Source organism: Paenarthrobacter sp. DKR-5, assembly GCF_018531425.1.
Classification (GTDB): domain Bacteria; phylum Actinomycetota; class Actinomycetes; order Actinomycetales; family Micrococcaceae; genus DKR-5.
In genome coordinates this window covers 236,171-254,455 of the sequence record NZ_JAHBOI010000006.1, presented here as the reverse complement: position 1 = coordinate 254,455, position 18,285 = coordinate 236,171, and the positions used below count along the sequence as shown (strand labels likewise).

Below are 18,285 nucleotides of genomic sequence, written 5' to 3'. Positions count from 1 at the left end.
TTGAGCACGTCGAGGTCTTTCGGATGGCGAGCGTAGGAACTTCCATCATCGGAAGGCCTCGACCTCTATCCCGCCTTCGCCGCGCCGGCCCCCGTCGCCCCGGCTACACCCTTAATTACGAAGAGCCCAAAAACTGCCACCCGCGCACGCCCGCGCGGGCTTGCACGTTGCGCAGCAAGAATAGAACTACGGCGCTGATGAGAAAGAAGACACCTGCAATTACTAGGAACGGCCCGGTGACCCCCTCCCCCCACCTCATCGGCCAGCCACCAGGTGGAACGTCGCGATTGCGGCTCCCGCGAGGATAAGTAGAGTGCAAAACAGCACGCCTACGAGTTCGATGGCCTTTACACGCCGTTCATCAGCGCGGGCCTTACCACCGAACATTTCCGTGACCATACGGTACTGCTGACGGGCTATCCATTTACGAAAGATCAGCCAGACCGTAGCGATCATAACGAAAACGACAGCCAGCTCCATCGTTCTCCTTCCCGGTTGGCACGATTGGCTTCCATAACCACCTAAGACCAGCGCTGTCCCCTCTCGGGCGCCGCGTACGTCGGGCCGGCGAACCAGGCCAGCAGGACCGTTGTCGTGGCACCTGCGGCAACCGCCGTCGCGTGCGAAGAGTGAAGCGGGATTGAGCGCTGTGGCGCGCAGAAGAAACAAACATCATCGCCCCGAAACCGAATCAACAGTATGCGCTCATCGTCCGCCCGCCGGGAAACTTGTTGCAACAGGTAACTAAACCGCTCTTGCTCATGCAGGTAGTGCGCCTTCGGAGTCGCACTGCTATCTGTCGCCTCCGGATCGGATCGGGAAGACTGCAGAAGATTGTCCCGGCATTACAGACCCGTGCCGCGGACGAAAGAAATATGAAACGCGGAGAGCCAGACATGAAAGAAGGGCAGCACCTGCCTGGTGCTGCCCTTCTTTTTGGCTGTGTTCCGGCGGTGCTATTCCCCGTCCTTTATGCGGTCTAGTTGCAAGTCTTGCAACTAGACCGCCCAATTTCCTGCAATTAGGTGTAATACTTGCAACTAGGCCGACGTCTCTCACAAACTGTAGATTGCCACGCATTTTGGTCCTTGGGACCAAAATGCCGACCCCGTCGTTCCGCGGGTCGATCTTCTGCCAACCGTTCGATTCTGCCATCGAAGGTGGTCCTTCTCTACGTCGAGCGCGGCCGGAAGGTCGACCCACCCCGGTGACGTAGCGGCGCGGATGCGTGGCGTCTACGCGCAGAGGCCGCCATCCCGCGCACCAAGGCGGCCGTATCCGCACTGGAGGACCTGATCGTCGACGGTGTCCCCTATGCCACGGCGGGGGTCATGCTGACCGATCTGCGGCCCGCCCGAGCCCAGCGGCAACTGCCCCCGTTCGGCACCGCCCACGAAGGCAAGAACATCGGGACCCTGCTCGGGAGCATCATGGACAAATACGGCACCTCCGCGATCGGCCTGGGCTGGGCCGGAATGATCGAAGCCCCCGACTGGGGGAATGAAGCGTCGCGCGCTCTCGCCCAGGTACACCACCGGATGGGATGAGCTGCCCCTCGTGAAAGCCGGGTTAGGCTAGCCAGAATTATCCCTCCCCGGGGGCGAAATTAAGCCAGTCAGGCCCTTGTCTCCTGCGCGACCTTCCCGCTTAAAGGCGTCGGCAGCTATCCGTGGCAGCAGCACCAGATAGATTCCCGTTGACGGTAAGCCTCCGGTGCGCGCGTCCGAATAGCCGGCAGCGACTGCACCTAATACGGCACCGGCACCTAAGAGGGCGTAGAACCACCGTTCACGCCGCAGCCTGAACGTCCGGTTCGGGCCTCGGTTCCTCCACAGCAGCCAGGCGAAGCGCAACGTGTCGATCGAAACACCCGGCAGAAAGATGTCGGCAAGAATGAACACGGAGATGTCATGAAAGGCGATCACAAAGGACATCCCCATCAGGGTTGAGACCGTCAGCACCGTAGCGGCCATTCGGCCTACAACTGAGCTCGAGGCGACAGAGTCAAAATTTCCGAGTACCACGGGACTTCCTTAGCTCGTCAACCAGTCAGACACACCGCCGCCGAGGGACAGAGGTTCGTAGGTCTAATTGAGATATAGCCTCCGACTCATGGTGCAGGCTATGCTTACGTGCAACTCAGCCCTTTCGGTTCTTCCGTAGAATCCAAGGAATTCCGATTCCACAGAAAGTCAATCCACCCACGGTCCCAAGAACCGGGACTTGGGACCAGCCGCCACTGACAAAACCGATCAGGCCCCAAATTACGAAACTCAACACAGCGAAAATGGTTGCCCTGACCCACCTGTTTCCTCCTGACCGAGGGTTCATCCCATGATCTCCAATCCCTGACGTACAACCGCCGAAGAAGCCTAGGATCGCATCGCAACGCCACCGTAGAGCGTTTCGGCGGCGGATTCAGCGACACTGGCAGCGTTTGTTCCGGCGACAGCAGCGGCAGCAGGTCCCAGTGCTATCAGCAACTCCCGTCGTGCCGCACGACCAACACGAACGAACAGTGCGTAAACGAAATGCCCCCACGCGAGTGCCGCGCGTGGGCTATCTCTTGCGCCCTTTCATAAGCAGGACGACTCCGACCATCATGAGCGCCGCGGCAATTGCGCCGATGATGCCGTACCCGGCCCTACCGGCTGCTGTATCGGCTGAAATGAGGCCGATCAGCATCGCGAGGGCGGTGAAGCCCGTTGCGACAATTGACAGCTTGGGTCCGAGATATGGGTCCCGCCTGCGCTCAGTCATAATCAACACCCGCGTCTTTCACCTCACTGGGCGCCGTTTCGCGCGCATTCCGCTTATCAACAGGACGACCAGAATGCCGGCACCTGTTCCGGCCAGAGCGGCAAAAACTTCACTGAGTAATGTCGAACCGGTCACCTTAGTCAGGAGCCCCGCCAGAACGCTGGCAGCGGTCGCACACGCCACCACTACAAGCGCCCGAGTGCGCCGGGAGGTGACAGGATCTGGTCCTGGTTTCTTGACCATCGGGCTTGTTTCCTTCCGCCGAAACCGCACGTTTCCCACGCTTTGCGCACCGACGCGTCCATGGACGCTCACGGCTTAAAGTCCCCGCCATTGAGGTCGTTTTTCGTTGCTTTTCCGATAACTCCAAAGCCTCCCGATACCCCTCCCGCCGCACCCGACTCCGGGCCACGTGCGACGCGCTTGCAGACAACAACCACAAGCGCAACGGTCAGCAACCCAACTCCGTCCACTACCCGTGGAGGAGTCAGATCTAAAGGGCTCACGATAGCCAACACGATCAGGAAGCCAACCTGCCACCAGGTAGCACGCGAAATCACGATGATCGTCTTACGCATGAATACCACTTCCTACCTACGAAGGTGCGGCGGGCGGTCCCCGCTCTCATCGTCTGTTGCGGTCGTTTCGAATGTAAAGCGTAAGCATCCCGCCAAGCAGCCCTCCCGCTATACCGAGGATGCCGAGCGTCCAGTCGCCTCGTACTGCCCCGAGGAGACCGGCAAGCAGCAGAACGCAGCTTCCGATCATCGCCAGGGCATTTTGGTGTCCTGTCATGGGAGTGCCTGTCCCTCTCTCCCAGTCCTCAGCCCCGGAACTGGCTCCGTGATCTTGCAAGTAGTGCCCGTATGCTTCGTCAGCCAGCCAGGTGCGGTCATTTGCCGCGCCCACCAGCACAAACGGCCAACAGAAAGGCACATCTGCCGCGGCCCCACGGGAGCGGGCGTTAGGTAGGTCCGAACGAGAAGAAGGAGAAGAACAGACCAAGGAGGAGTAGTAAGGCCGCTGCCACGAGAGGCCCTCGTCGCAGCTTCTGACCAGCCCCTCTCCGCGGAAATCTGTCCGGGTACTTTTCTCTCAGCAGAAGAATGACCGTGATGAGCACTGCAAACAACCCGGTTGATTCGAAGACGGCTAACGGAGGAAATCGGAGGTGCATGTCGGCGCTCCTTCACGCGAATCAACAGAACAGTCGCAGAATCGAGGAAGTTGCTTGCCGTTTGCCGCCGGAGACCCGCGAAAGCAGGACGGGGGCGGTCGCCATCCAAGTGCCTCATCTGCAAACCGGCTACCGCCGCCGGAGGTGGATGGAGGCAAGGAGGCCGATAACGAGCCAGACGACGGCGAGCAGGAGCAGAAGGAACGCCTTCCATGCGGCCACCCCGGTAAGCAGGTCGGTGACGCCAATGGTTCCCCACAGACCTGCTCCGACTACGGCGAAGATCAAAGTCACCGTGGATGCCTCGAAGTTTTTCATGCTTCAAGTACCAGGAAAGGCACCGTGCATCGTCACGGTAATGTTTGCAGACATCATCGTCCCCCAAGCTGATCGACAGGATCCTCACATCTTCCGGCTGCTGGAAAGTCGTTGCAACAGGTAACTAAACCCGTCTTGCCCATGCAGGCAGTGCACTTTCAAAAAAAGATGTAGGTTGCCCGCATCTTGGACCTCAGGACCAAGATGCTGACGGGTAATGCCACGGATACCGTCGCTGCACAGCAGCTCGGTTCTGTCTTCGAAGATGGTCTCTTTCTACGCCGAGCAAATACTGGAAAGGGGCGGCGGGACCAGCGACCGCCCAGGGAGAGACCGCAATCTCCCGCAGCGGCGGCCTACGGGCCGGAAGTCCCCCACATGACCGACTCGGAAGGGTGCCGGCGCAGCGAGCGAACGGCGCCGAGACCCTTCTCCTTGTCCAAGCGGTGCCCCACGGAAACAGGTCCCCCGCAGTAGCCGCGCGGACCGTAACCGGAGGCACCTGACACAAAGGGCCACCAAGCCGAAAGAGAGGCACTATGCCCTGCCTGAGCCTGGGATTCGCCGCAGAAGTATGGGCAGGCGAGCCGGGAAGAAGGGACTCGATTTCCTCCCGGCGTAACTCCACCTGAAGGTATCCGCGGGCGAAGACACTCCAAAATTCCCCTCAGCGTGCCGGGGTTCAAATCCACACTGAGAAATCCTCATACCCAAACGACGAGTTCGCCCCTCGTCCGCTCGAAAATTAACAAGTGTTTATGCCAAGAACATTTACAAACGGATCTGTTAATGTTCGAGCGGAGTCGACACTAACGTCCCGGCGGAATCGACAGGCTTCACACCAGGAGTAATGCCCTAGGAAGACGACAACGATTGTCTTGGCCGGGCCATAAAGTGCTTGGCGCTGAAGCCGTCCGTTCACCGACGGGATTCCCTGCCGTAGGCATCCTCACGATGCACGTAAATGACGACCCCAGCGTCCTGTTCGGGCCGCCCGCGGTCACATGGGTCGTATGCCAGCGGCCTAGTTGCAAGAGTTGCAACTAGGCGGCACACCCTTGCAACTAGGTCGAGGCCTTTCATGACAGGCAAAGGTCCAAAAGACCAAGTTACGTGTCATGGGACCATCCAATTTGGCTAAAGGACCAAAATGCGTGGCAATCTACAAGACCTTAGAAGTCCCAGTCCTCGTCCTCGGTGTTCACGGCCTTGCCGATCACGTAACTCGAACCCGAACCGCTGAAGAAGTCGTGGTTCTCGTCGGCGTTCGGGGACAGGGCCGAGAGGATGGCCGGGTTCACGTCGGTCACGGAGGCCGGGAACATGGCCTCGTAGCCGAGGTTCATCAGCGCCTTGTTGGCGTTGTAGTGCAGGAACTTTTTGACGTCCTCGGCCAGGCCGACGGAGTCGTAGAGGTCATGCGTGTACTGGACTTCGTTTTCGTACAGCTCAAAGAGCAGTTCGAAGGTGTAGTCCTTGATCTCGTCGCGCTTGGCCTGGGGCAGCGTCTCGAGGCCGCGCTGGAACTTGTACCCGATGTAGTAGCCGTGCACGGCTTCGTCGCGGATGATCAAACGGATCAGGTCAGCCGTGTTGGTGAGCTTGGCGCGCGAGGACCAGTACATGGGCAGGTAGAAGCCGGAGTAGAAGAGGAAGCTCTCCAGCAGCGTGCTGGCAACCTTGCGCTTCAGGGGATCGTCGCCGCGGTAGTAGTCGGTGACGATCTGCGCCTTGCGCTGCAGGTTCTGGTTCTCAACCGACCAGCGGAAGGCGTCGTCGATCTCCTTGGTGGAGCACAGGGTGGAGAAGATCGAGGAGTAGCTCTTGGCGTGCACGGACTCCATGAAGGCGATGTTGGTGTACACGGCCTCCTCGTGCGGGGTCAGCGCATCCGGGATCAGCGACACGGCGCCGACGGTGCCCTGGATGGTGTCCAGCAGCGTCAGGCCGGTGAACACGCGCATGGTGAGCTGCTGCTCTTCGGGCGTCAGGGTGGCCCAGGACTGCACGTCGTTGGACAGCGGGACCTTCTCGGGCAGCCAGAAGTTGTTGACGAGGCGGTTCCAGACCTCGACGTCCTTCTCGTCCTGGATGCGGTTCCAGTTGATCGCCTGTACGTGGTCGATCAGCTTCAGCTTCTCGCTCATTTTTTCCTCTTACTGTGCTTGGAGCGCGACGGGTGGAGTACGACGGCGGGCCGGCCACCCGTGGGGTGACCGGCCGGCGTCGTCATAGCATGCAGGAGACGCAGCCCTCGACTTCGGTTCCTTCCAGCGCGAGCTGGCGGAGACGGATGTAGTAGAGCGTCTTGATGCCCTTGCGCCAGGCGTAGATCTGAGCCTTGTTGATGTCGCGGGTGGTGGCGGTGTCCTTGAAGAACAGCGTCAGCGACAGACCCTGGTCCACGTGCTGGGTCGCGGCGGCGTAGGTGTCGATGATCTTCTCGTAGCCGATCTCATACGCGTCCTGGTAGTACTCCAGGTTGTCGTTGGTGAGGTACGGCGCCGGGTAGTAGACGCGGCCGATCTTGCCTTCCTTGCGGATCTCGATCTTCGCGGCCACGGGGTGGATGGACGAGGTCGAGTTGTTGATGTAGCTGATCGAACCGGTGGGCGGCACGGCCTGCAGGTTCTGGTTGTAGATGCCGTACTCCATCACGTCGGACTTGAGCTGGCGCCAGTCCTCCTGCGTGGGGATCTGGACCTTCGCGAAGAGCTCGCGAACCCGCTCGGTCTGCGGTGCCCACTCCTGCTCGGTGTACTTGTCGAAGAACTCGCCGCTGGCGTACTTCGACTTCTCGAACCCGCCGAACGCCGAGCCGTGCTCGCGGGCGAGCAGGTTGGAGGCGCGCAGGGCGTGGTAGAGCACCGTGTAGAAGTAGATGTTGGTGAAGTCCAGGCCTTCCTCGGAACCGTAGTGCACCCGTTCCCGGGCGAGGTAGCCGTGGAGGTTCATCTGGCCCAGGCCGATGGCGTGCGACTGGGCGTTGCCCTCCGCGACCGACGGCACCGAGTTGATGTATGACATGTCCGACACGGCGGAAAGCGCCCGGATAGCGGTCTCGATCGACGCTGCGAAGTTCTCGGAGTCCATCGTCTTGGCGATGTTCATGGACCCGAGGTTGCAGGAAATGTCCTTGCCAACGGTCTCGTAGCTGAGGTCCTCGTTGTACACCGACGGCGAGGACACCTGCAGGATCTCCGAGCACAGGTTGCTCATGATGACCTTGCCGTCGACCGGGTTGGCCCGGTTCACCGTGTCTTCGAACATGATGTACGGGTAGCCGGACTCGAACTGGATCTCCGCGAGCGTCTGGAAGAAGTCGCGGGCGCTGATCTTGGTCTTCTTGATCCGTGCGTCGTCGACCATCTCGTAGTACTTCTCGGTCACCGAGACGTCGGAGAACGGCATGCCGTACACCCGCTCGACGTCGTACGGCGAGAAGAGGTACATGTCCTCGTTGCGCTTGGCCAGCTCGAAGGTGATGTCCGGGATGACGACGCCGAGGGAGAGCGTCTTGATGCGGATCTTCTCGTCCGCGTTCTCGCGCTTGGTGTCCAGGAACCGGTAGATGTCCGGGTGGTGGGCGTGCAGGTACACCGCGCCGGCGCCCTGGCGCGCACCGAGCTGGTTGGCGTAGGAGAAGGAGTCTTCGAGCAGCTTCATCACGGGGATGACGCCGGAGGACTGGTTCTCGATCTGCTTGATCGGCGCGCCGTGCTCGCGGATGTTGGTCAGCGACAGGGCCACACCGCCGCCGCGCTTGGAGAGCTGCAGCGCGGAGTTGATGCCGCGCGCGATGGACTCCATGTTGTCCTCGATGCGCAGCAGGAAGCAGGAGACGAGCTCGCCGCGCTGCTTCTTGCCCGCGTTCAGGAACGTCGGCGTGGCCGGCTGGAAGCGGCCGGAGATGATCTCGTCCACCAGTGCGGTGGCCAGGCTCTCGTCGCCGCGGGCCAGGTGCAGGGCAACCATGCAGACACGGTCCTCGTAGCGCTCCAGGAACCGCTTGCCGTCGAAGGTCTTCAGCGTGTACGAGGTGTAGAACTTGAACGCGCCCAGGAAGGTTTCGAAGCGGAACTTCTTCTTGTAGGCCCGGCTCCAGAGGTCGCGCACGAAGTTCATCGTGTACTGGTCGAGGGTTTCGCGCTCGTAGTAGTCGTTCTTGACCAGGTACTCGAGCTTCTCGTCCAGGTCGTGGAAGAAGACCGTGTTGTTGTTCACGTGCTGGAGGAAGTACTGGTGGGCCGCCTCGCGGTCCGCCTCGAACTGGATCCGGCCGTCCGTGCCGTAGAGGTTGAGCATGGCGTTGAGCTCGTGGTAGCCCAGCCCCTTGTACGCGGCGGGGAGTTCCTTGGACTCCATCACGTCCCGCTCTGCAACTGTTGTGTCCAAAACCTGTCCAATCCTTGGGATACGCGGTCGACGTCCTCCGACGTGCCCATGAGTTCGAATCGATAAAGTACGGGGACCTTGCATTTGACGGCGACGATGTCCGCCGCCAGGCAGAAGGTTTCCCCGAAGTTGGTGTTCCCGGCGCCGATGACGCCGCGAATCAGGGATCTGTTCTGCTCCTTGTTGAGGAACTTGATCACCTGTTTCGGCACGGCCCCGTCCGTGTTGATGCCGCCGTAGGTGGGCAGCACCAGCACGAACGGCGCCGTGGCCGTAAGGGTTGGTTCACGGGTGAGGAGGGGCAGCCGGGCTGCTTCGACCCCCAGTTTTTCAACGAATCGGTGCGTATTGTCCGATGCCGACGAGAAGTAGATCAGCCGGGCGTCGGTCACGGGCCCCGGCGGCTCTGAGCCAGCCGCCGGTCCCGCCGCCAGGCCGACGTCGTCCCGCCTGTGTACTGCCAGCGGCGACATTGTCCACCTCGTTCCTCGATGGGAAAGCGTGGTACCCGTCTTAGGCGACGACGGACGCGGCAGCGGCGTCAGCCAGCTGCGCGATCTTGTCGGGGCGGAAGCCGGACCAGTGCTCGCTGTCGGTGATGACAACGGGCGCCTGCATGTAGCCGAGCGAGCGAACGTGCTCCAGAGCCTGCGGGTCCTGCGAGATGTCCACGCTCTGGTAGGTGATGCCCTTCTTATCCAGGGCGCGGTAGGTGGCATTGCACTGTACGCAAGCTGGCTTGGTGTAAACCGTTACGGTCATGATCCGAAGTCCCCTCCATGAAAAAGTATGTGGTGCGAGTTGGTGGGTTCCCTGGCCTCCGAAGCTGGCCCGCTGACCTGCGGATTTTGCTCCCGTCGGCTGGTCCTCGCCAGCTGTCTAACCCTGAACTGCATTCAGTATGTAGATACTACATCTAGTGCAAGCCGCCGGAAGTGACCCCAACATGATGTATTACAAGTATGTCATTCTTATGCACCTTCCGTCCACAGGACAGCCCCGAAAAATTGCCGGAAATCCGCCAATTAAGACCTCGCGATCCACACCCTGTGGGGAACTTACGAACATATGCACATCGGCGTGTCGCGCGTCGCTCGGCGTGTCGGGCCTAGTGGTCCTCGCGGCGCCGCCACGCCCGGGACCCTGGCTGCTCCGGTGAGCAATCCGGACAGCGCCGTGAGCAATCCGGACAGCGCCGGGAGCGGAAAAGACGGGCGATAGCGACATTTCCCTATCGCCGGTCCGGGTTGCTAACGCCGGGGTCCGGACGCCGGTCGCGCCTAGCGGTCGGCCAGCGTGATGGTCCCCCGGCCGCCGTCGACCGTCACCTGCTGGCCGTCGCGCAGCTTCGATGTCCCGTTCCCGGTGCCCATCACCGCCGGGATCCCGTATTCGCGGGCCACGATCGCCGTGTGCGAGCCGATCCCGCCGGCGTCGACGACGACGGCCGCCGCCCGCTGGAACAGCGGCGTCCACGACGGGTTGGTGTAGGGGCACACCAGCACCTCCCCGCTGCGCAGCCGCCCGAAGTCCGCCGTGCCGTGCACAATGCGCGCCGGCCCAGTGGCGGTGCCGCGACTGGCCGGGGTGCCGGTGAGCAATGCCGGACCCGCCGCCGGACGGTCGGGAAAGAGCGGGTCGGGAAAAGGCGTGGAGGGAAAGAGGGCCGCGGGATCCAGCAGCGGTACCGAGGCCAACTGCTCCCGCTTGACTGCCCTGGCGCGCACGGTCCGCCGGAGCCGGCGCACCTCTTCGCCGGAGAGGGCGCCAGCGTTGGCAATCCCCTGCAGTTCCGCCAGGCGCAGGTGGAACACCTCCTCAGGGGCCTCCAGCACACCCGCCGCCCAAAGCCGCTGCCCCGCTTCCAGCCAGGCCCGGCGCAGCGGGGGCAGCACCTTGGTCAGGTAGAAATGGGTGTCCTCGCGGAACGCCATTCCCGCTTTCGACGCCTCGACGGCGCCTAGGACGTACCTGCGCAGCAGGCGGTTCCGCAGCGCAGGGTGATCCAGCAGCTCCCGGAGCGCGTGCCCGGTTTGGTCTGCGGTTGCGACCGGCGAGCACAGGAGCACCCGGACCAGGTCCAGGACCACCTCCGGTGCATCCGCCCAGGTCGGCGCGCTGCTGAGCACCACGCTGGCGGTCTCGCGGTGGCCGTACTCGGCGAGGAACGAGTGGAGGGCCGCGTTGAAGTCACCGAACTGCCGGTCCGCAGGCAGCCGGCGCAGCAGCTCTGCCGGCGTCATGACGTCGAAGGCCTCCCGCAGCCCGGGGGTTGAGCGTGCGAGTGCCGCCAGCCGTTCCAGCTCCCGGTTGGCGTCGCTGGTCCTTGTCCGGGCACCGGCGACGAGTGCCGGGGCGAGTCTGCGCTTGCCCAGGACGAGCAGCATCGGGCGCAAGCCGAGCTGAGGCAGGAAGGCTCCGGGCAGGTAGGACACGCGCAGATCGGCGATCGCTCCGGCCGTCTCCATGGCCCGGCATCCGAAGCCGAGCAGCTCCTGCCAGGCGAGCAGACCGACGTCCTGGGCTTCCAGGTCCGCTACGTTCCGCTTGAAGTCCGCGAACCGGGGATCCTCGGTCCAACGGGACACCCGGAACCGGCGCGCCCGACGGGCCACCGAGACGGGAGCCGCCAGCGTGCGCAGCGTCGGCCTCGGCACAGGGGGCACCAGCCGCACAACGACGCCGTCCTCCTCGGGCAGCAGGTCCGCGAGCTTGGGGATCCTTACCCCGACGCTGGCCGCCATCCGGACGAGCATGTCTTCGATGCCGACCTGCAGCCAGCCGGTCACGTCCAGCGGGTACGGCCGCTGCTGGAACATCTCAACGAAGAACGGGCCTATGGTCTTCTGGAACCGGTTCAGCCGCAACGGTTCCGGCGGCAGCGCCGTCATCGGACGCGCCTGCAACACCTGAAGGCGTTCTCCGGCCAGCGCCCACTCGACATCCTGGGGCGGCCCGAATTGCGCTGCCGCGGCACGGCAGAGAGCCGCAAGTTCCCGCAGCCGCGCATCGGTCAGTGCAGGCATCACCCCGCGCTCAAGGATTCTGTCCCGCGCGTCGAGCACGAAATGCTCCGGGGTCACGCTGCCCGAAACGACGGCCTCCCCAGTACCGGCAGCCGCATCGATCACCACCCGGCCGCGGATGCCGCTGACCGGGTCGGCGCTGAACATCACGCCTGCTGCTTCGGCCCGAACCATGCGCTGGACGACGACGGCGATGGCCACCTCGTCCGGGTGAATCCCCTGCCGCCGCCGGTAGGACATCGCCCGGTCGGTGAACAACGAGGCCCAGCAGCGCGAGACGGCGTCGAGCAGGGCCGCGTCGCCGTCGACACCGAGGAACGTGTCCTGCTGGCCGGCGAAGGCGGCGCCGGGAAGGTCCTCCGCCGTCGCGCTGGAGCGCACCGCCACGGGCCCGGCACCAAACCGGTGGTAGGCCGCGAGGATTGCCGAGCGCAGGGCGTCGGGCACTCCGGCCGCCGCGAACGCACCGCGCACAGCGTCGCCCTCAGCGGCTGCCGGTGGGAGGTCGGCGATGAGCGCACCGAGCCCCGTCTCCGCGAGCAGCCGGCGGTACGCCGCCGTCGTGACGACGAAACCGGGCGGAACGGGGAAGCCGGTCCGCAGAAGTTCGCCGAGGTTGGCGCCCTTGCCGCCGGCGAGGGCCGCATCCGCGGCGCCGAAGTCCTCAAGATCACCAACGGTCGGTGCGGCTGCGCTGCGCATGCACCCAGTATGGTCCCGGCGGCATCCGCCGTCGCTACCCGAACGGCAGCCGGGCGCCCCTCATAGGCGCAAGGGCGGCCGACGCGGATGCGGGCAACCCGGCAGCGCCGTGGGCAAAAGAGACCGGCGATAGGGACATTTCCCTATCGCCGGTCCAGGTTGCTATCCCGGGGCCACGGCCGGGCGCCGGGCCGCTACTCGGCCGGTCGCTGGGCGAGGATCTGGTCCACGCCCATCCGCCCCTCCTCGAACGTGATGGCGCTGCCGACGAGGTAGAGCCGCCAAACCCGGGCGATCTCCTCCCCCATCATGGCCACTACCTTTGGCCAGTTCGCCTCGAACCGCTCGTGCCAGGCGTCGATGGTCCTGACGTAGTGCGGCCGAAGCGCCTCGACGCCGAGGATCTCGAAGCCCGCTTTTTCAATGAGGTTCACGGTGTTACCCAGCGGGCGCATGTACATGTCCGGCGCGATGAAGGACTCGATGAACGGGCCGCCGCCGGGGTGCTTGCCGTGCCGGGACATCTGCTGCACCAGCACCTTGCCACCGGGCACCACATACCGGAACAGGGCTCCGGTGTAGACAGGGTAGTTGCGCTGGCCGACATGCTCGCCCATTTCCAGGGACGCGACGGCGTCGAACGGCCCGTCCGGCACCTCGCGGTAGTCCTGGAGCCGGATCTCCACCCTGTCCCCCAGCCCGCGCTCGGCGATCCTCCGGTCAATGAAGGCCTTCTGCTCGGCAGCGATGGTCACTCCCACCACGCTCACCCCGTAGTGTTCCGCCGCGTGCAGGCTCAGCGAGCCCCAGCCGCAGCCGACGTCGAGCATCCGCATACCGGGCCGCAGCCCGATCTTGCGGCAGACGGCGTCGAGCTTGTCGCGCTGCGCATCCTCCAGCGAATAATCCGGGCCGTCGGAGGCCCAGATCCCGCAGGAGTAGGCCATTTCCTGCCCGAGGATGAGCTCGTAGAAGTCATTGGAGAGGTCGTAGTGGTGGCTGATCGCGGCCCGGTCGCGCAGCAGGCTGTGCAGCCGGCCGCGCACCCTCGCCTGCGATGCCGGGGCGGGCAGCGGCGCACCGACCGCGCCCAGCCTGGCCGCCAGCGACGTCAGCCGGCCGACCAGCGCCGGAGTGAGGGCGATACCGCCGAGGTTCCGCTGCCGGACCACGCTCCACAGGTGCTTCAATGCGGCGCGCAGGTCCCCGTCGACGTCGAGCTCCCCGGTGACGTAGGCCTGCACAGCGCCGAGCTCCCCCGGCGCCCAGAGCAGCCGGCGCAGCACGTTCGGGCTGGTGAGCCGCACGACCGGGACACCCTCCGGCCCTGCCTGGCTGCCGTCCCAGGCCACCAGCCGCACCGGCAGTTCGCCCCCGGCCAGCGGCTCCAGCAGCTCGGCCAACTGGCCGGCGACGCCGGCCCTCGTCTGCACCGTTGCGCTCATCGCTGGCCCTCCGTATCCCGGCGGTCAAAGGAAATCTGCTGCACATCGAGGTAGCCGGATTCGAAGCCGGCGCGCGAGTAGCAGAGGTAGAAGTGCCACATCCGGCGGAAGACGTCGTCGAAGCCGAGTTCGCGCACCTGCTCGGACATGGCAGCAAACTGTTCGTCCCAGAGCCGCAGGGTCTGTGCATAGTGGTCCCCGAAGGAGAACCGGTCGCGGAGCCGCAGCGAGGTGTGCCGTTCGGTGACGTCCTCGATCGCCCGGACGGAGGGGATGATGCCGCCCGGGAAGATGTATTTGTGCACCCAGGTGTACGAGTTGCGGGTGGCGAGCACGCGCGGATGCGGCATGGTGATGGCCTGGATCGCCACCCGGCCGCCGGGCGCGAGCACACGGTCGATGGTGCGGAAGTATGTCGGCCAGTATTCGAAGCCGACGGCCTCGATCATCTCGACGGAGACGACGGCGTCGTACTCCCCCGTCACCGCCCGGTAGTCCTTCAGGTCCACCGTGACCTGGCCGGTGAAGCCGGCCTCGGCGATCCGCTTCTGAGCGAGCAGCTGCTGTTCGCTGGAAAGCGTCACCGAATAGACGCTCGCGCCCCGGGCGGCCGCCCGGATCGCCAGTTCGCCCCAGCCGGTGCCGATCTCGAGCACCCGGCTTCCCTCGCCGACGCCGGCGCGGTCCAGCAGGCTGTCCACCTTGCGGCGCTGGGCGTCGGCCAAAGCCTCCCACGGCACCTGCGCCAGCTCCGCTCCGCGCTCGGCGAACAGGGCGCTGGAGTAGGTCATGGTCTCGTCCAGGAAGAGCTGGAAGAGGTCGTTGGAGAGGTCGTAGTGCCGGGAAATGTTGGAGCGGGTGTTCGCCGTGGTGTTGCGTTCCGTCCGCGGCTGCCGCGGGAGGTACAGGCTGCGCAGCCGCTGCACCGGCTCGGGAATGAGGTTGCCGGCGCGCGCGGCGAAGACTGTCAGCAGGGCGGTCAGGTCCGGGGAGGACCAGTCCCCCGCCATGTAGCTCTCGCCCAGGCCGATCAGGCCGTTGTGTCCGATCCGAGCGTGGAAGTCTTCCGGCCGGTGCAGGTGCATGACGGGCGCATTGCCATCGCCGGCACCAAGGCTGCGGCCGTCCGGGAGAAGGACCCGCAGCGGCAGGCGGTTGGCGACGGCGGCGAAAAGCCTTTCCGCGACGGGCCGCGCGACCGCGGAACGGGCTCCCGCCGGGGGTTCGGCGAGCCCGGGCCAGCGCTGCGGGTCGATGGGTCCGGTGAAGGGACCGTCGAGGTCGACCGGGGACGCGGGGTGGGCGGGGGAAACGGTGGCGCTCACTGGACAGCCTCCTGGGGGTCATGGGTGGGTCGGGGTCGGACCGGCAGCCGCCGGGCCCAAAGTTTGATGCCCTGCGCGCGGATCTGGAAGCTGACGAGCAGCGGCGCGAGCGGGACGGCGACAGCGTTGCGGAGCACGGCCACCGGTGTTGCCGGCTGCGCCCGGCCGTCCATGGTGGCGATGAAAGGCGGCTTGCCGTCGCGCTCCAGTACGACGGCGATGCCGAGCCGGTCGGCCGGTTCGGGCAGGCGCATGGCGTACTCGCCGTCGACGTCGTTGAACGGCGAGACGTACAGCTCCTTCGCGGTCCGGGCGCGGCCGGCGTCGTCGGTCTCGAGCAGGTAGCAGTGCCGTTCGCCGTAGGTGTTGTGCACCTCGGCGACCACGCAGCGGAGGTCGCCGTCGGGTCCGTGGCACCAGAACAGCGAGAGCGGGTTGAACACGTAGCCCAGCACCCGGGCGTTCGCCAGCATCGTCACGCGGCCTCCGGCGAGGTCCACGCCGCGGGTGGCCAGGAACGCGTCGACGTTCTGCCGGATGCTCCGGTCCGGCGAACCGAGGTGGTCGCGGGACTGGAACCCGGCCAGCGGGCGCAGATACCAGGGAAGCACCGGCAGCGCGTTCCAGATCCACGAACCAGCTGTAGCTGCGGTAGGTGAAGGCGTTGCGCAGGGGGGCGGTGCGCAGGTGCCGGATCCGGGTCCGGTAAAGGGACGCTGTCATGGCTGCCCCTGCAGCACCGCGTCACCGAAGGGGTCGCCGGAGGTTTCGCCGCCCGCGGAGCCGTCCCAGCGGGCGCCGAGCCGTTCGGCGGCGCGCAGGCCGGAGAGGGCACCGTCCTCGTGGAACCCCCAGCCGTGGTACGCCCCGGCGAACTGCACCCGGCTGTCGCCGAGCTCCCCGAGCCGGCGCTGGGCGGCCAGGGACGCCGGGGTGTACTGCGGGTGCTCATACGTCATCGAATCCAGCACCTGGGCCGGGTCCACGGCGTCGGCTTCCCCCAGGCTGACGATGAACCGGTTGGGGGCGGATTCCGGCAGGCGCTGCAACCGGCTCAGGTCGTAGCTGACCAGCACGTGCTCGGGCCGGGCGGCGCAGTCCGGCAGGCGGTAGTTCCAGGAGGCCCGGGCCTTCGGCGAGCGCGGCAGCACCGACTCGTCCCGGTGCAGCAGCGTGTGGTTCACCGAATACGGCATCGCGGAGAGGATCTCCTGCTCCGCCGGCCGCGGTGCCGCGAGCATGGCGAGCGCCTGCTGCGGGTGCGTGGCAATGACGACGGCGTCGAAGTCCTCGCTGCCCAGCGCGGTTCCGAGGCGGACGCCGTTCTCCGTCCGCTCCACTGAGAGCACGCGTTCACCCGTCCGCACGGCGTCGAGCCGCTCGGCGATCCGGCGCACGTACTCCCCGGAGCCGCCGGTGACGGTGCGCCACTGCGGGGAGCCCGAGATGCTGAGCAGGCCGTGGTGTTCGAGGAACGCGAACAGGTACAGCGCCGGGTACGCGAGCGCCGTCGCGGGGTTGCAGGACCAGACCGCGGAGACCACAGGGGTCATGAAATGGGCGGTGAAGTAGGCCGAGAACTTCTCCCGGGCCAGGAAGTCGCCCAGTGTCATGCCGTCGTCGTCCGGCCCGGCGGCAGCGAGGAGCGCCCGGGCTTTGCGGTGGAAGCGCAGGATCTCCGCGAGCATGGCCGGATAACGCCAGCGTTTCAGCGACGGCCGCTGGGCGAAGATGCCCTCGGCCTTCTTGGCACCGGCGTATTCGAGCCCGCACCCGTCGCAGCGCACGGACATCGACATGTCCGAGTCCTGCGTGGGAACGCCGAGCTCCGCGAACAGCCGCAGCAGCGTCGGGTAGGTTCGGTCGTTGTGCACGATGAACCCGGTGTCGACGGCGTGTTCCCGTCCGGCGGTGTCGGCCACCAGGTGCGTGTCCGCATGCCCGCCGAGGCGCCCGTCGGCCTCGTAGATGGTGACCCTGTCCCCGCGGCTGAGCACGTACGCGGCGGTCAATCCCGCCACCCCGCTTCCGACCACCGCGATACTGCGCCCCCGGTTTCCCGAAGGGCCTTCTGCTTGATCCAATCTGCGCTCCTCTTCGCCGATGAAGACCAGTCTGCCGGTGCCCGGCCGCAACGGGTGCGGGGACACGGCAAGGACTCGTCACAAAGGGTTCGGACCTGCGGACGGGCCGGATGGGTCCGGCGGTTAGTCTTAGCGTGTGATCAACCCGGTGCAGCTGAAGACCTTCCTGGAAGTGGTGCGCCTGGGCTCCTTCGCGGCGGCGGCCGAGCGGCTGGGGTATACGGCCTCGGCGGTTTCGCAGCAGATGTCGGCCCTGGAGCGGGACACCGGTTCGGTGCTGTTTGAACGGTCCGCCCGGAGCGTGCGGCCGACCGAGGCTGCGATGGTGCTGAGCAGGCACGCCGTGAAGGTGCTCACCGACATCGACGCGCTGCTGGCGGCGACCGCGCGCACGCACCGCTCGTCGGCACAGGAACTGCGGCTGGGCATCTTTCCGAGCCTCGCCACGCATGTGCTCCCCCGGGTGCTCTCCAGCGCGGGATGGAAGGACCTCGGGCTGGACCTGCGGGTCTGGGTGGCCGAACCGCAGCAGACCGTGCAGGGGCTGCGCGACGGCGGGGAACTGGATGTCGCCGTCATCTTCCAGGTGGGCCAGGGCGGCGTCGCCTGGCCGCACTCGATCAGCAGGCAGTGGATCGGTGACGACCACTTCCGTGTGGTGCTCCCCGATTCCTGGGGCATCACGGCGGGCTCGAAGATCGGCGCCGCACAGCTCTCCGACATGCCGTGGATCATGCACCACCCCGGCACACCGGACGCGTTCGTCATCGACAGGCTGTTCACCGGCGCGGACCTGCAGCCGCGGGTGACGGCGTACAGCGACGACTTCAACGCCAGCCTCGAGCTGGTGGCGGCCGGTGTCGGCGCGGCCCTGGTGCCGGAACTGGTGCTGCTGCAGCGGCCGGCCAACATTGTGGTGCTCGATGTGCCGGAGGTGCGGCTGGCCCGCAACATTTTCGCCCTGCAGCTCACCGACAAGCGCACAGCACAGGTGGGCTTGTTCATCGACCTGCTCGCGGACGAGCTCGCCCGCGTCATGGGCTGAGGCGCACC

General features: G+C 65.3%; 15 protein-coding genes. 2 read left to right on the top strand and 13 right to left on the bottom strand.

What is annotated here, in order from left to right; genetic code table 11:
• Positions 1-255 precede the first annotated feature (255 nt).
• A complete protein-coding gene (locus KIH31_RS14835; protein WP_214427896.1) occupies positions 256-480 on the bottom strand; it encodes a hypothetical protein in 225 nt (74 codons plus the stop codon).
• Positions 481-1,500: 1,020 nt separating this feature from the next.
• Between KIH31_RS14835 and KIH31_RS18505 the strand changes: the two genes are divergently transcribed.
• Complete coding sequence (locus tag KIH31_RS18505) at positions 1,501-1,578, top strand: DUF4113 domain-containing protein (RefSeq protein WP_250546070.1); 78 nt, start codon at positions 1,501-1,503, stop codon at positions 1,576-1,578.
• Here KIH31_RS18505 and KIH31_RS14825 read toward each other — a convergent pair.
• From KIH31_RS14825 to KIH31_RS14770, 12 genes are all read right to left on the bottom strand, one after another.
• On the bottom strand, positions 1,575-1,973 hold the full coding sequence (locus tag KIH31_RS14825) for a hypothetical protein (RefSeq protein ID WP_214427895.1): 399 nt from the start codon (positions 1,971-1,973) through the stop codon (positions 1,575-1,577). The two genes, KIH31_RS18505 and KIH31_RS14825, sit on opposite strands and share 4 nt — an antisense overlap.
• Before the next feature lie 1,098 nt (positions 1,974-3,071).
• Entirely contained in the window at positions 3,072-3,338 is a 267-nt protein-coding gene (locus KIH31_RS14820; RefSeq protein ID WP_214427894.1) for a hypothetical protein, read from the bottom strand.
• Between the two features lie 728 nt (positions 3,339-4,066).
• Positions 4,067-4,255: a hypothetical protein gene (locus KIH31_RS14815; RefSeq protein WP_214427893.1), complete on the bottom strand. Its 189-nt coding sequence runs from the start codon at positions 4,253-4,255 to the stop codon at positions 4,067-4,069.
• 1,172 nt (positions 4,256-5,427) lie between these two features.
• A complete protein-coding gene (gene nrdF, locus KIH31_RS14810) occupies positions 5,428-6,402 on the bottom strand; it encodes a class 1b ribonucleoside-diphosphate reductase subunit beta (RefSeq protein ID WP_214427892.1) in 975 nt (324 codons plus the stop codon).
• Positions 6,403-6,484: 82 nt separating this feature from the next.
• Positions 6,485-8,620, bottom strand: a complete 2,136-nt coding sequence (gene nrdE, locus KIH31_RS14805) for a class 1b ribonucleoside-diphosphate reductase subunit alpha (protein WP_214427926.1) — start codon at positions 8,618-8,620, stop codon at positions 6,485-6,487.
• Positions 8,620-9,123, bottom strand: a complete 504-nt coding sequence (gene nrdI / locus KIH31_RS14800) for a class Ib ribonucleoside-diphosphate reductase assembly flavoprotein NrdI (protein WP_214427891.1) — start codon at positions 9,121-9,123, stop codon at positions 8,620-8,622. The genes nrdE and nrdI overlap by 1 nt, the downstream gene beginning before the upstream one ends.
• Before the next feature lie 40 nt (positions 9,124-9,163).
• The gene (gene nrdH / locus KIH31_RS14795; RefSeq protein WP_214427890.1) at positions 9,164-9,412 is read right to left on the bottom strand and encodes a glutaredoxin-like protein NrdH; all 249 of its coding nucleotides are present in this window, start codon (positions 9,410-9,412) and stop codon (positions 9,164-9,166) included.
• Positions 9,413-9,930: 518 nt separating this feature from the next.
• A complete protein-coding gene (locus KIH31_RS14790; protein ID WP_214427889.1) occupies positions 9,931-12,378 on the bottom strand; it encodes a PEP/pyruvate-binding domain-containing protein in 2,448 nt (815 codons plus the stop codon).
• A 194-nt stretch (positions 12,379-12,572) separates the two neighbouring features.
• Positions 12,573-13,823: a class I SAM-dependent methyltransferase gene (locus tag KIH31_RS14785; RefSeq protein WP_214427888.1), complete on the bottom strand. Its 1,251-nt coding sequence runs from the start codon at positions 13,821-13,823 to the stop codon at positions 12,573-12,575.
• Positions 13,820-15,148: a class I SAM-dependent methyltransferase gene (locus tag KIH31_RS14780; protein ID WP_214427887.1), complete on the bottom strand. Its 1,329-nt coding sequence runs from the start codon at positions 15,146-15,148 to the stop codon at positions 13,820-13,822. Before KIH31_RS14780 ends, KIH31_RS14785 begins: the two co-directional genes overlap by 4 nt.
• The gene (locus KIH31_RS14775; protein ID WP_307857665.1) at positions 15,145-15,759 is read right to left on the bottom strand and encodes a DUF1365 domain-containing protein; all 615 of its coding nucleotides are present in this window, start codon (positions 15,757-15,759) and stop codon (positions 15,145-15,147) included. The genes KIH31_RS14780 and KIH31_RS14775 overlap by 4 nt, the downstream gene beginning before the upstream one ends.
• A gap of 108 nt (positions 15,760-15,867) precedes the next feature.
• Complete coding sequence (locus KIH31_RS14770) at positions 15,868-17,184, bottom strand: NAD(P)/FAD-dependent oxidoreductase (protein WP_374224888.1); 1,317 nt, start codon at positions 17,182-17,184, stop codon at positions 15,868-15,870.
• Between the two features lie 184 nt (positions 17,185-17,368).
• Here KIH31_RS14770 and KIH31_RS14765 point away from each other — a divergent pair, with 184 nt between their 5' ends.
• The gene (locus KIH31_RS14765) at positions 17,369-18,277 is read left to right on the top strand and encodes a LysR family transcriptional regulator (RefSeq protein WP_214427885.1); all 909 of its coding nucleotides are present in this window, start codon (positions 17,369-17,371) and stop codon (positions 18,275-18,277) included.
• The last annotated feature ends 8 nt before the right edge of the window (positions 18,278-18,285 follow it).

Coding starts and splice junctions, on each gene's coding strand:
- nrdE (WP_214427926.1), bottom strand. CDS start 8,620: ATGGAGTCCAAGGAACTCCCCGCCGCGTACAAGGGGCTGGGCTACCAC.
- KIH31_RS18505 (WP_250546070.1), top strand. CDS start 1,501: ATGAAGCGTCGCGCGCTCTCGCCCAGGTACACCACCGGATGGGATGAG.
- nrdH (WP_214427890.1), bottom strand. CDS start 9,412: ATGACCGTAACGGTTTACACCAAGCCAGCTTGCGTACAGTGCAATGCC.
- nrdI (WP_214427891.1), bottom strand. CDS start 9,123: ATGTCGCCGCTGGCAGTACACAGGCGGGACGACGTCGGCCTGGCGGCG.
- KIH31_RS14825 (WP_214427895.1), bottom strand. CDS start 1,973: ATGGCCGCTACGGTGCTGACGGTCTCAACCCTGATGGGGATGTCCTTT.
- KIH31_RS14835 (WP_214427896.1), bottom strand. CDS start 480: ATGGAGCTGGCTGTCGTTTTCGTTATGATCGCTACGGTCTGGCTGATC.
- KIH31_RS14785 (WP_214427888.1), bottom strand. CDS start 13,823: ATGAGCGCAACGGTGCAGACGAGGGCCGGCGTCGCCGGCCAGTTGGCC.
- KIH31_RS14790 (WP_214427889.1), bottom strand. CDS start 12,378: ATGCGCAGCGCAGCCGCACCGACCGTTGGTGATCTTGAGGACTTCGGC.
- KIH31_RS14820 (WP_214427894.1), bottom strand. CDS start 3,338: ATGCGTAAGACGATCATCGTGATTTCGCGTGCTACCTGGTGGCAGGTT.
- KIH31_RS14815 (WP_214427893.1), bottom strand. CDS start 4,255: ATGAAAAACTTCGAGGCATCCACGGTGACTTTGATCTTCGCCGTAGTC.
- nrdF (WP_214427892.1), bottom strand. CDS start 6,402: ATGAGCGAGAAGCTGAAGCTGATCGACCACGTACAGGCGATCAACTGG.